13 protein-coding genes are annotated in these 13140 nt (G+C 50.4%); 2 read left to right on the top strand and 11 right to left on the bottom strand.

What is annotated here, in order from left to right; all coding sequences use genetic code 11:
• Positions 1 to 14: 14 nt before the first annotated feature.
• The 9 genes from C1I60_RS25045 to C1I60_RS00895 form a co-directional block, all read right to left on the bottom strand.
• Complete coding sequence (locus C1I60_RS25045) at positions 15 to 374, bottom strand: FliH/SctL family protein (protein WP_137060079.1); 360 nt, start codon at positions 372 to 374, stop codon at positions 15 to 17.
• A gap of 12 nt (positions 375 to 386) precedes the next feature.
• The gene (locus C1I60_RS00860; protein ID WP_137060080.1) at positions 387 to 671 is read right to left on the bottom strand and encodes a hypothetical protein; all 285 of its coding nucleotides are present in this window, start codon (positions 669 to 671) and stop codon (positions 387 to 389) included.
• Positions 671 to 1003 (bottom strand): alpha-helical endospore appendage domain-containing protein, encoded by a 333-nt coding sequence (locus C1I60_RS00865; protein WP_137060081.1) that lies wholly within the window; start codon positions 1001 to 1003, stop codon positions 671 to 673. Before C1I60_RS00865 ends, C1I60_RS00860 begins: the two co-directional genes overlap by 1 nt.
• Positions 1004 to 1033: 30 nt before the next feature.
• On the bottom strand, positions 1034 to 1321 hold the full coding sequence (locus C1I60_RS00870) for a nucleoside-diphosphate sugar epimerase (protein ID WP_137060082.1): 288 nt from the start codon (positions 1319 to 1321) through the stop codon (positions 1034 to 1036).
• Positions 1322 to 1440: 119 nt separating this feature from the next.
• Entirely contained in the window at positions 1441 to 2952 is a 1512-nt protein-coding gene (locus tag C1I60_RS00875; protein WP_137060083.1) for a glycosyltransferase family 2 protein, read from the bottom strand.
• 72 nt (positions 2953 to 3024) lie between these two features.
• The gene (locus C1I60_RS00880; protein ID WP_137060084.1) at positions 3025 to 3756 is read right to left on the bottom strand and encodes a sugar phosphate nucleotidyltransferase; all 732 of its coding nucleotides are present in this window, start codon (positions 3754 to 3756) and stop codon (positions 3025 to 3027) included.
• Positions 3753 to 4553, bottom strand: coding sequence for a glycosyltransferase family 2 protein (locus C1I60_RS00885; protein ID WP_137060085.1), 801 nt, complete (start codon positions 4551 to 4553; stop codon positions 3753 to 3755). The genes C1I60_RS00880 and C1I60_RS00885 overlap by 4 nt, the downstream gene beginning before the upstream one ends.
• The gene (locus C1I60_RS00890; protein ID WP_137060086.1) at positions 4550 to 5485 is read right to left on the bottom strand and encodes a glycosyltransferase family 2 protein; all 936 of its coding nucleotides are present in this window, start codon (positions 5483 to 5485) and stop codon (positions 4550 to 4552) included. Before C1I60_RS00890 ends, C1I60_RS00885 begins: the two co-directional genes overlap by 4 nt.
• Entirely contained in the window at positions 5482 to 6414 is a 933-nt protein-coding gene (locus tag C1I60_RS00895; protein WP_137060087.1) for a glycosyltransferase family 2 protein, read from the bottom strand. Before C1I60_RS00895 ends, C1I60_RS00890 begins: the two co-directional genes overlap by 4 nt.
• Positions 6415 to 6976: 562 nt before the next feature.
• Here C1I60_RS00895 and C1I60_RS00900 point away from each other — a divergent pair.
• On the top strand, positions 6977 to 8752 hold the full coding sequence (locus C1I60_RS00900) for a M4 family metallopeptidase (protein ID WP_137060088.1): 1776 nt from the start codon (positions 6977 to 6979) through the stop codon (positions 8750 to 8752).
• A 469-nt stretch (positions 8753 to 9221) separates the two neighbouring features.
• Positions 9222 to 10937, top strand: a complete 1716-nt coding sequence (locus tag C1I60_RS00905; RefSeq protein WP_137060089.1) for a M4 family metallopeptidase — start codon at positions 9222 to 9224, stop codon at positions 10935 to 10937.
• A gap of 164 nt (positions 10938 to 11101) precedes the next feature.
• On the opposite strand, the gene C1I60_RS00910 is transcribed toward C1I60_RS00905, so the two are convergent.
• Both C1I60_RS00910 and C1I60_RS00915 read right to left on the bottom strand, forming a co-directional pair.
• Positions 11102 to 11929: a WIAG-tail domain gene (locus tag C1I60_RS00910; RefSeq protein WP_137060090.1), complete on the bottom strand. Its 828-nt coding sequence runs from the start codon at positions 11927 to 11929 to the stop codon at positions 11102 to 11104.
• Positions 11930 to 11976: 47 nt separating this feature from the next.
• Entirely contained in the window at positions 11977 to 13137 is a 1161-nt protein-coding gene (locus C1I60_RS00915) for a glycosyltransferase family 4 protein (protein WP_137060091.1), read from the bottom strand.
• Between the last annotated feature and the right edge of the window lie 3 nt (positions 13138 to 13140).

Consider the following 13140-nt stretch of genomic DNA (forward strand, 5'->3'; position numbering starts at 1 on the left):
ATGATGTTCACGGTTTACTGGGCCTTGTAAGCGACTTGGTGTCCATCTTCGTAGCCTTTGGCAAAGCCTGAATTGAAGCCCTCGTTATAGGCAGCATCATATCCCTGCTGGAATGCCTGTGGATCATGCTCCAGCACAACAGGCTCGGGCTGTGGATTCTCCGCAGCAGGAGCTGTAGACTGGGTGGGCTGAGGTTTTTTCTCCCGACGCAGATGAGGACGACTTCTACGGGCGGAGTGAAGCCCTCTTTTACGCCGTCTTAAAGCAAGCAGGCGTTTTCTTCTCAGCTTTAATCTTCGGATACTCGAACGCCGGGTACTTTTGCGTCTTTTGCGGGCTTTTCCCCGCGTAAAGCGTTCCCACCGTATTCTCATTCTCATTCCTCCTTAGTTTCCTCGTCGTTGTTGCGTTTTTGGAACAGGCAGCTGGAGCCACGGCTGAGTCGGTTTACCATACACCTGCCGTCTTAATGGTATGCCCGCCAACATCTGCGTGATTTTCCCCTGGTAGTTGCTGAGCACACGAATGGTTTCTTCCAGACGGGTAGCGGACATATCCGCATGGGGCGTCAAGTCCGCAAGACTGCTCAGCATCCGGGCAACGGCATGCTGGCTGGCAGCAATGGACTCCATCATATCCAGCTTGATCTCACGTTCGCGCCTCATGCTCATTAGCTCATATCCCCCGGTCCCATTCCTCCCATCATCCCTTCCAATCCGCCACCCTGCTGCTCATCCTGATCCAGTAATGCCTTGAGATTACTGCACAGTCCGGTTTGAAGTCGGGTTAAACCCTCCAGCATTTCCACCATCTGCTCATGAATTTCCAAAGGCCGTCCCAATTGTTCTTCATCCGTGTCAAATGCGTGAGGCTCCAGATGGTTCAGCGTCCAATTACGCATTTTTTCGGCTTCTACCGCCTTGGCCTCCAGGATCATGGACACATTCCATTGCATTTTGGAAGCTGCGTCCAGCATATGAATCATTGCTTTTTCCCTACTCATGTGTTCACTCCCTGCCCTCCGGTTGGTACGTTACTCCTCGTCCGGGTATGCCGTCTCTTTCACGACACGAACGAGCATTTCAGCCATTGCTTCCTGAAGATCGGCAATACCGTTCAAGTAGGCAACAATGCTTTTGTTTACTTGTCCCGAGCTGTCGAGAATGCCCGGAATTCCATCAAAACGCGGCTCTTCGTCCGGCAGTTCATGTATGATCTGCGACATGCGCACGACCACCTGCCGCTCCGCATCCAACAGCCTTGACATCTGCTGCTGCGAGTGCGAAATATGGATCAGCAAATCATCAATCTCGTTATGCATAAGGCCCTCCTTAATGTGCTCCGCCGTGCGGAACGCACGAATTGCCTACAGGCTTTCCGCTACTACAGCGTATGCGGAAGCGGGGAGTCGGTTCCGCATAAAAGCGCCTATTCCGATCATTACAAATGCCCGTGCAGCACAGGTGGCGCAATAATAGGCTGCTCCTCCGCCAAATCCGACAAATCTCCGGGGGATACCAGCCGAATCCGATAGTCAGCTGCCCGCCAGCTCATGGCGGCATAGGGGGTAAGGAACGGCCTTTTCCAGCCGTTCCCGATCTGATAAAGTTGCCCGCCTTCGGCATAAAGGACCTCAATCCACCGCTTGCGTTGATCCGGGGCATTAAGCGTGGGAAGTGCGGGCATGTTCTCCAATTCCGGAGCAGCCAGCACAGGGACAGGTTCTTCTGGCACAAGAGATGCAGAGGGCCAAACGGCTTCCACATTTTGCAGAACAACCGGCTGTACAACTACAGGTACATCCACGACATGAGAAATCGCCACCTCTGGCTTTGGCACCAACGGAAGTGCCATTAGATCAAGCTGTGACACCCTGACCGGGGCAACGTCTTCGCCTCCTGTATCTCTGACTCTATGCAGAAGCCGCCTTCTCCCTGGCTCCAGCCGATATATTGCACCGGACGGTCCCTGAACGAGTACTCCAACGGGATAAAAGGTTGCCGCCGACACGTGTCTGTCCTTGGTTGGCGGTATCTGGCTGTCCGGCTCTGCTGTTCCGAACTTCAGGTTGTGGAGCAGCTTATCCCCATCCCCCCACTTTTGGACAAAAAAGGATCGGTTCCGACTCCCTTTCTCCGTCAAACCACCTTCTCCGGTCGTCTGGGGAGAGGCATAAGCCGTGTCCCGATCACTTTCTGTGCAATGGATATAAGCATCTCTCGCAATAACCAGACGTGTCCCCAGTATGCGTACACGCAGCAGCCAATCTGCATCTGCTTCCTGACCACTGTAGCAGCCTTCGTCCCAATACCCCGTCTTTTCCAGCGTCTCTCTGCGCAGCAGCATACAAAATCCGGCCAGACTTTTGGTTTCCCGCCATACGGCCGGATTGGAAACATTATGAGAAATAGCGAAATGACGCGCTTCATTTTCGTGCGTATAAGGCACCTCAATCTGTTGCTCTCCGAACGGACCGTTCGTTACAGGCCCGACGACACCAATACGCGGATCACTGTGCAAGCACTCCAGCAAACGATCCAGCCAACCTGGCGTTACCAGCGCATTTGGGTCCAGCACCACAAGGGTCGTGCCTTTCGCCATCATCAGCCCCTGATTCAAGCCGCCTGTCAAATGAATGTCCTTTTTGAGCAGCGCATAACGCACAGCAATGCTTTTACGAAGCAGATAGATGCGTGTCCCGTCCATTGAGCCGCAATCCACCACAATGATTTCATGCGGCTGACTTGTATTTTCCTCAATACGATGAATACATGTACGAAGTTGATGCAACTGATTATAGGACGGAATGATAATACTGACGCCTTCAAAAACCTTGCCGAACGAAGCCTGGCCCAATCTGCTGCCCTGCTCCCGGCCCCTTTTATATCCCGCCCAATAGCCTTTCTTACTGAGCCGCTTGCTGTGTTTCCTTTTTATACTCAGGCGTTTCATGCCGTTCACTCCTCCGGGTGGCATTATGTCCATAATATATGCCTAACCCGGATAAATGGTGTATCGCTGAGATCAGGGGAGAAGGCCTTTCATTTTTACCCCGGCTTCCTGAAGGGAATCGAAGGTCCCCGCATCGCTCCAATACCGCCGCAAAATGTCGTATTCAAGCCTGCCTTCTGCTGCATAGCAATTGTTTACATCCGTGATTTCAAGCTCACCACGCGCCGAAGGCGTAATTTGCCGGATCTTATCGAACACGGCGGTATCGTACATGTAGATGCCGGTTACACAATATCTCGACTGGGGATGCTGCGGCTTTTCTTCAATCCGTACAATGCTCTCCGGCCGCTCGGGATCAAATACGGGTACTCCGTAGCGGTGGGCATCTGCCACCTTTTTTAACAATACCCTGGCGCTCCCCGGAGGCTGCTGACCGAACCGTTCAATAACAGGTCCCAGATCTTCCTTGAACAAATTATCACCCAGCAAAACAGTAAATTTTTCTCCTGGCTCCATGTAGCTTTTCGCCAGTTCCAGTGCTTCTGCAATGCCGCCCGCCTTTTCCTGAATCCGGTACGTCAGTTGGACACCATAATTGCTGCCACTACCTAGAAAATCGGTATACAGCCCGGCCGATTGTTTGCCAATAATAAGAAGCATATCGGTAATTCCCGCCTGTCGCAGTCTTTCGATACCATACACGATCATGGGATACTTGCCGACCGGAAGCAGGTGCTTGTTGAGTAATGAAGTCAACGGATGAAGGCGCGATCCGGTTCCTCCTGCGAGAATAACCCCTTTCATATCTTCCTTCCTCCTTCGACAGCATGTTCGGTGAATGAAGATCCACCATTTCCAGTCTCGATGAACGCTCTGGGGTCCATGTTCCATTTGTCCATAAACAAACGATAATTCCGCTCAATCAACTCTTCGACCCAGGCAGATTCCGAGCGTGAAAAGCTCGCACTCCCCTGATGATAGACAAAACAATCGTTGCACATCAACAGTTTGTAGCCATGTACACGTGCGCGCAGACAATAATCGTCATCCTCATAATGCCCGGGGTTAAAACGTTCATCCAGTAATCCGATCCGTTCCATCAGCTCACGCCGGAACATCAGACAAAACCCGACCAGCCGCTTGACCTCCTGCCATCTGGACGGATTACTTGCATTATTCTGCTCTGCAAACTGGAGACAGCTATCCAGATCTCCTGCTAATCCGTCAATCTGCTGAGTACCGCTAGCATAATTCGTCACTGGTCCCACCAGTCCCACTGTGCTTTGGCTCCGCAATGCAACCAGCATATTGGATAACCATCCCCGTGTAACCGTCACATCATTATTCAAAATAACGAGCTGATCACCCGAAGCCAGCCGAAGCCCTTGATTACAAGCTGCCGGAAAACCCCGGTTTTCGGGGAGACGGATACTGATCAGCCGCTCGGCTTCACAAAAATCATCCGTTCCGTCATTTGAAGCGTTGTCCGCAACAATAATTTCATAAGGCACATCTGTCGTATGTGTCCGAATCGCCTCAATACACGGCTTGAGCAGGTGCAAACCGTTATAGGTCGGAATAATAATGCTCGTCAGACTCATCGTGCATTCCTCCCTTTGGCGACGTCGGCCCGTGTTGGAACAGGTCCCAACGGGAAAGCTCCGGCTACCTGAAACACCCCAGCCAGTGCCTCCGCATGATCGCCGACGATCAATTGCTCCATGGCATTCCCTTTGCCGATATTGATAGTCCGCTTGCGGTTTGTTCCAATGACGTCTACGGCATGTACTGCCGTCACCTTCATACCGTGCAGTATCGCCATAGCGTGGGCTTTCGGCGGAACAGCGAGCATAGCCGGACCGAGCAGCTCCAGCAAACGTCGTGATAACGCGTGCGGTACAGCGGTCAAGGAGCTTGCTCCCAGGTCCGGCCTGCGCAACACGCGGTTCAGGAACCCTTTGCACCGGGTCACGCTGTCCTGCCGGAAGTAAGGTGGCAAATGTCTGCTCAGATCATTAAGTGCCAAATCCGTTCCTTGATCCACTGCATAGAGGAACGGCAGCAAGTCAAACGCAGGAATCGGCAGATCCCCGTCTACGAACAATACGATTTCAGCCTGCGTCATACGTGCGCCTACCGCCCGTCCGACATCATGCCCGAGCCGAGTCGGCACGCTGACGAGAGTCACACCCGGATGATGCTTCGCTACTGTAGAACGTGTGCCATCCGTGCAACCGTTCAATACGACGATGATGTCCGTAAGAGGCAGCTTTTCCAGCTCGCTCAGCACCCCGCCAATCGTAGATTCCTCGTTGCAGGCGCTGACCACTGCGGCGGCTGTCCCCCGCAGCAGCATATCCTCGGGCAATGCCCGTACCTCCAGCGGATTTGCTTCGGTCATTTTCCCTCGCCGGGGGGCGGGTTTCCTCACCCTGCGGCTATCCATCATAGTCGTTGTTCCATGTCTTCGCTGTACACGTCGTATGCCCCGGCTTCGGTCATCACGCCTCCCTTTTCGATACATTCTGCTCACGGCCTCACCTCGTTTCTGATCCGTTTGCGTTTCAAATCCGTATATCCTGCACGCGTTCCCAAATGTGATGTAAGCCAGGCAATCGCGTCAAGATGATCCTGTACAACCACATCCACAAGCGGGTCCCTGCCGTTTATTTTTTTGCGGGTCGCATTCACTTTACCCACGGCTATTCCACGAACAGTCACCACCCGCAAGCCAGAGGTAATCGTCTTGGCCTGAAATAACGGAGGTTTCTCTAAGGACTTTAGACCTATTTTATTTAAGGTCTTTCGACTTATGGCATGCGGAATTCCAGTCATGGATGCCCCTCCTAAATCAGCACGGTTCGACAAAATATTCAATACATGCTTTGCTTCAACCACAGGATGCACCGAAGCACGGTCTACTGGCCCATGATAATCATTCAGTGCAAGATCCGCTCCCGCATGTATGGCTTGTATGAATGGCTTGAGTCTGACGCAGGGAATAACGATATCACCATCCAGAAAAAGCAGTACCTGCCCGGAAGCCGCCTCCGCTCCAATGCGGCGACCAATATCATGCCCTAATGGTTGAGGAAAGGAAAGCACTCGCGCGCCCGCCGCTTTTGCCGCCTTGGCCGTCCTGTCGCTTGATCCGTTCTCGACCACGATGACCTCAGTGTGTGGATGAACATGGCGTGCCTCACGGACAACAGCCCCGATCGTTTTTTGCTCATTCATAGCCGGAATAATGACGGATATCAGCAATTTTTCAGCCGAAGACGAACCGTGGGACCGTTCTTCACCTGTCTGTGCTTCTGTGACGGGCCCTCTTCTTGTTACAGGGTCCGATGGGATATGCACGGATGGTGTTCGTACAGGCAGCCACAACTTTGGGTAGGGATAATTAGCACTGGAATGCCGCCTGCGATTAGCCTTGAATCCAAATCTTGTCTGCTTCCTCATGCTACCGCCTCACCTCCCTTGCTGCTGTATGGATAGACAGCTTGATTAGGACAGTTCAACATAACCTATGCGGTCTAAAACCCGTGTGTAACGGCAAGTGTGGAGTCTTTTCGACATTGCATTTTACGATAAGTTTCGACAAAACCGATTAAACCGATTAAATAAATTAGTTATTAGGGACTAAAGAATCATTTTGGATGAATTTGTAACATACATCTTCTCGTACGTCATTCTCTGTGCTAATATCAGAGCCAGATGATGGGAGTTCAAAAAATTTACATTTGTTTTTTTTGCATAAATATTCAATTCCCATTATCTGGAATATTTTTACTTTCACTTATACGACAGGAAAGGAGGAGTTTGTTACCTTTTCAGGCTGTACGCTTCATAATGGAGTACCCTCTTTTCACACACGCTTCACGAGAGACACTTCGGTTTTTCTTCTTCACGTTCCATTTTCTTCATGTTCCAGACGACAACACGACCTACATAAACGGCGCAATGCCTATTTCTTAACAGGATGGTCTTCATTCTGACATTAACCGGGGAGAGTGAATTTTTAATGAAAAAAGTATGGGTTTCGCTTCTTGGAGGAGCTATGTTATTAGGGTCGGTAGCGTCTGGTGCATCTGCGGAAAGTTCCGTTTCGGAGCCAAATCAGCTTACGCCAACCTTCCACGCCGAGCAATGGAAGGCCCCTTCATCGTTATCGGGTGACGACATTGTATGGAGTTATTTGAATCGACAAAAGAAAACGTTGCTAGGTGCGGACAGCACCAGTGTCCGTGATCAATTTCGCATCATTGATCGTACAAGCGACAAATCCGGTGTAAGTCATTATCGGCTGAAACAGTATGTAAACGGGATTCCCGTATATGGAGCTGAACAGACGGTTCATGTGGACAAGTCTGGTGAAGTTACCTCTTATCTGGGGGCCGTGATTACTGAGGATCAGCAGCAAGAGGCTACGGAAGGTACAACTCCGAAAATCAGCGCTACCGAGGCCGTATATACCGCTTATGAAGAAGCCGCTACACGGATTCAAGCCCTCCCTTCCTTCGACAATACGATCTCTAAAGATGCTAAGGAGCAAGGCAGTGTAAGTAAAGACACCTACAAGGAAGCTGCTAACAACGAACAAACTATCTTTATTGATAAGGACAAGCTAAATCTTGAAAAAGCAGGTGAATTGAAGGACAGCAAAATTGAAGCTGTTGAAGCACAAAATTCCATCGCTAAAATTGCCAATTTACAGCCTGAAGTAGACCCTAAAGCCGAGCTGTACTTCTATCCTACTGGCGATACAACGCGTCTGGTCTATGTAACAGAAGTTAATATTTTGGAACCTGCGCCGCTGCGTACACGCTACATCATTGATGCCAATGATGGCAAGATCGTATTCCAGTATGACATCATTAATGAAGCAACGGGCACAGGTAAAGGTGTGCTTGGTGATACCAAATCGTTCACCACTACGCAGTCTGGAAGCAGCTATCAGTTAAAAGACACAACACGCGGTAACGGAATCGTGACCTACACGGCCTCCAATCGTCAGACCATCCCAGGTACACTCCTGACGGATGCCGATAACGTATGGAATGATCCAGCCGGCGTAGATGCTCATGCTTATGCAGCCAAAACATATGATTACTATAAGGACAAATTCGGACGCAACAGTATTGACGGACGTGGCCTGCAACTCCGTTCAACGGTTCATTACGGCAGCCGCTACAACAACGCCTTCTGGAACGGCTCCCAAATGACTTATGGAGACGGGGACGGAACCACATTTATCGCTTTCAGTGGTGATCCCGATGTGGTTGGTCATGAACTCACACACGGTGTTACAGAGTATACTTCGAATTTGGATTATTATGGGGAATCCGGCGCGCTGAACGAGTCCTTCTCGGACATTATCGGCAATGACATCCAACGTACAAACTGGCTTGTAGGCGATGATATTTATACGCCAAGCATTGCGGGTGATGCTCTGCGCTCTATGTCTAACCCTACCCTGTATAGTCAACCAGACCACTACTCCAACTTGTATAAAGGTAGCTCGGATAACGGTGGCGTTCATACCAACAGCGGCATTATAAATAAAGCATATTATCTGTTGGCACAAGGCGGTACCTTCCATAATGTAACTGTAAGTGGAATTGGCCGCGACGCAGCCGTCCAAATTTACTATAGTGCCTTTACGAACTACCTGACTTCTACTTCCAACTTCTCCAATACGCGTGCCGCTGTGGTGCAAGCAGCAAAAGACCTTTACGGTGCGAATTCAGCGCAAGCAACCGCAGCCGCCAAATCTTTTGACGCTGTAGGAGTTAACTAAATCATAATTGCATTCCTCTTATTCATCCTCGTCCATAGACCATTGTCGTTGTGCAGCTGTCATCTAACCCTGCTCATAAAATGGACGAAAAAAAATAGGGGTGCAGTTTACAAGACTGCGCCCCTCCCCCCTATGTATATGGCGTCCCCCAGCGGGACGCTCTTTTTGTTTCTCCTATACCATTCGATTAATTTCGACTAAATAAGACAAATACAATCTAAATCGGGTCTTTAGTCTCATTTTGGAGTAATTTGTAATTTACATCTTCTCGTCCTACATTCTCTGTGCTAATATCAGAGCCAGAACGATGTAATCACAAAAAAATTAAACTTGTTTTTTTGCATAAGTTTATTTTTTTCATGATCTTCACGTTTTAAAAAGCAGCAAGACCTACATACATGGCGCCATGCCTAAAAAACAAAACAGGATGTACATCATCCTGACCTAAATTTGGGGAGAGTGATTTTTAATGAAAAAAGTATGGGTTTCACTTCTTGGAGGAGCTATGTTATTAGGGGCTGCAGCACCTGGTGCCTCAGCAGCGGAGAATTCTGTTCCCGATCCTACTCAGCTTACACCCACCTTTCACGCAGAACAATGGAAGGCTCCTTCATCCGTATCGGGTGACAATATTGTATGGAGTTATTTGAATCGACAAAAGAAAACGCTGCTAGGTGCAGACGGCACTAATGTCCGTGATCAATTTCGCATTATTGATCGCACGAGCGACAAATCCGGTGTAAACCATTATCGATTGAAGCAGTATGTAAACGGGGTTCCCGTATATGGAGCTGAGCAGACCATCCATGTGAATAAGTCCGGTAAAGTCACCTCTTATCTGGGCGCCGTTATTTCGGAGGATCAACAACAAGATGCCACTGAAGACACCACTCCAAAAATTAGCGCTACCCAGGCCGTCTATACCGCGTATGAAGAAGCAGCTATACGGATTCAATCCTACCCTTCCGTCACCGATAACGTTACTGAGGGTAGTCAGGATCAAGGCAGTGTAAGTCAAGATACTTACAAAGAGGCATCTAACAACGAATTATCAATCTCAAAACAAATTTCCATTGCCAAAATCGCCAATCTGGAGCCAAGTGTAGAACCTAATGCAGAACTGTACATCTATCCTGACGGTGAGACCACACGGCTGGTTTATGTGACAGAGGTTAATATTCTGGAGCCTGCACCTTTGCGTACACGCTACTTTATTGATGCCAAAGACGGAAAAATCGTATTCCAGTATGACATCCTCAACTACGCAACGGGCAACGGCCGCGGCGTGGATGGTGTAATGAAATCGTTCACGACTACAGCTTCCGGCAACGGATATCAGTTGAAAGACTCGACACGCAGTAGCGGAATCGTAACCTACACCGCTGCCAACCGTCAGACGACGCCGGGTACTATTTTGACGGATGCGGATAATGTATGGGATGATCCGGCGGCTGTTGATGCCCATGCCTACGCTATTAGAACCTACGATTATTATAAGAAAAAATTCGGACGCGACAGCATTGATGGACGTGGCATGCAAATCCGTTCGACCGTCCATTACGGCAAAAAATATAACAATGCCTTCTGGAACGGCTCTCAAATGACATACGGCGACGGCGATGGTAAATTATTTACCTTTTTCAGCGGTGATCCCGATGTCGTAGGGCATGAACTCACCCACGGTGTCACAGAATTCACCTCCAATCTGGAGTATTACGGTGAATCTGGTGCGCTGAATGAAGCCTTCTCAGATATTATTGGTAATGATATGGATGGCAGCAACTGGCTTCTTGGAGATGGCATTTATACGCCTAACATTCCGGGCGACGCTCTGCGCTCTCTATCCGATCCTACAAAATTTGGTCAGCCAGATCACTATTCCAATTTTTACCCGGACCCTAACAATGATGATGAAGGCGGAGTCCATACGAATAGCGGTATTATCAACAAAGCCTATTATTTGCTGGCACAAGGCGGTACGTCCCATGGTGTAACGGTAACCGGTATCGGGCGCGAAGCGGCTGTATATATTTACTATAATGCCTTTACGAACTATTTGACCTCTACCTCCAACTTCTCTAACGCGCGGGCCGCCGTTATCCAGGCAGCCAAGGACAGCTATGGTGAAAATTCAATAGCAGTCATTTCTGCTATTAAGTCCTTTGACGCTGTAGGTGTAAATTAAATTGAGCTTAAACTAGCAATCTTCTGGCTCTACTTAGAATATATAAAAAGAGGGCGATATTACCATTACAAGTGTGCCCTCTCCCCCCTCATGTATACGGCGTCCCTTCATCGGGACGCCTTTTTCTTGTTTAATGAAAATTCGCAACCCTGTGCAGGCGTGCTTTAATCGTGCCCGATTGCAATCCACAGAATCAAACCTTCACAAATCGAACCTGCGTGTCCGCGTTCCACAGTAAACACCGCCGAATCTCTCTGACATTTCGTGACAGATACCGTTACCCCCGGTAAGCTCGCATTTCCTGTGATTGCATAATGCACGTCCTGGAATGGCTGCTCAAACACAATGCTCACTTCATTCCTGCACGCTTCTGCGGGAATGTGAAAAAAAATGCTGCCAAACCGTGTTGCAGCCGCTCTTGAATTAAATGCATGCTTACGGAGAAGCCCGTCATCATCCGTAAAAGCAGCTTGCTTGTCAGCGGACAACGCTAACCGCTGCTGCTTGGGGCGATGTCTGCCTTCGGCAATGTGAATACTGGTAATGGAGCAATCCAGCAACGATTCCTGCTCTGACTGACCTCTGGACGTTACAGACGTCTGGCCGTCTTCCGTCCCGGATTCCATATTCGTCTCTGGCACAGACAGCAGCAATACAGACGCCCGGTTCATCAGCATGGCTTCCTCCAGTGTCTTGGGAAGCTTGTGCTTCCGCCATGCTGCTTCATCCACAGTGATAGGGTCATGAGTTAGAGCTTGGGTATCCACGATTGACTTTACATTCACCGTTTCCCGCTGGAGCGGTTTATCGTTGCCGGGGGAGGACGTTTTATTTTTGTCTATACGAGGGGAGGGAACCGCGTTGGAAGAGTTACGCCGTACTGTTCTTTTATCCTTACTATTATGGTTCATGCGATGGTTCATAATGACCGCTCCTTTGGCACAGGAGTGAACCAGCGGTCGCTCCGCTTCATTCACTCGGCTGGAAATCATGGCTAATGCCTATAGGATAGCCTATGCTCACAACTGGGCCCATGTCACTACGTTACGCAATCCAGCATGATTTGCGCCCAGCGCTGTGCTGAATGCTGCCATAAAAACCGTTTTCGCACCTCGTCAAGCCCTGCCTCTCCCATTCGTCGCCGCAAGTCAGGTTGCTGGAGCAGTCCAATGACGGCAGCAGCCATTTCCTGCTCCCCCGGAGATGATGACACAAGCCAGCCCGTCTCCCCGTGTTGTACAACCTCCGGGATGCCGCCCGTACGGGAAGCAACTACGGGTACACCTGCGGCCATCGCTTCCAGATTGACCAGCCCGAAGGCCTCATTTCCCACCGAAGGAACGACGGTCACATCGGCCAACTGGTACAGCGAGGCCAGTGCCGGATGAGGAACATAGTCGAGAAACTCGACGTGCTTCCCCATCCTGAGCTTACGCATCTGCCGATGCAGCGACGCCGAATAGGGTGTGAGACGGTCCTGCCCGTAATAGGCACTGCCCGCAATGAGCAGCAGCACATCCGGGCAGGCGCGGGCGATACGCGGCAGGGCCTTGAGCAGCCGATGAACGCCCTTGCCGGGCACCAGCCTGCCCGCATATAGTATGATCCGGCGGCCTGCCCAGCCAAAATCGTTCAGCCGCGCCGCTCTGACCGCTTCTGCCGCAGGTGTCCAGCGCGGCAGGAAATCGCCGGGATGAATGCCCAGCTCATTTATAGCGATGCGTTGCCTGACAGCATCAGAGCTGTCAGCAGCTACGACTGATCGCATGTAGGCGCTGTTCACAATGATCCGCTCCAGCGGCTGCAGCAGTCGTTTCACTTCCTTCCGTTGCAGGTACGGCTCCCGAATGAAAGTGGTCGAATGCAAAGTCAGTACGATCCGGCTATCGGGCAAAGCGTTGTGGATCGCATATGCCGCAGCAGGGCGGTTGTGTACATCGACCACCGCAGGAGACCATCTTTTCAGGTCGGAAATCACCTTGGAAATATAGCTTGACCCTTGCTTATAACGTATGCAGGGCACCCCGTCCACATCGGCGTTATCCGGTACCTCTTCTCCCCGTATGCCATATATCTGTACCTGAAGCTTATCGCTGGCCAGTGGTACCATATGGGCAATAACCCGCTCCACCGAACTGCTGCGGGGCGAAGGTATAACAAAAGAACCCGGTGTAACGACTGCTACCTTCGGCCTCTGCATCAG

Source organism: Paenibacillus terrae (genome assembly GCF_005217525.1).
GTDB classification, from domain to species: Bacteria; Bacillota; Bacilli; order Paenibacillales; family Paenibacillaceae; genus Paenibacillus; species Paenibacillus terrae_C.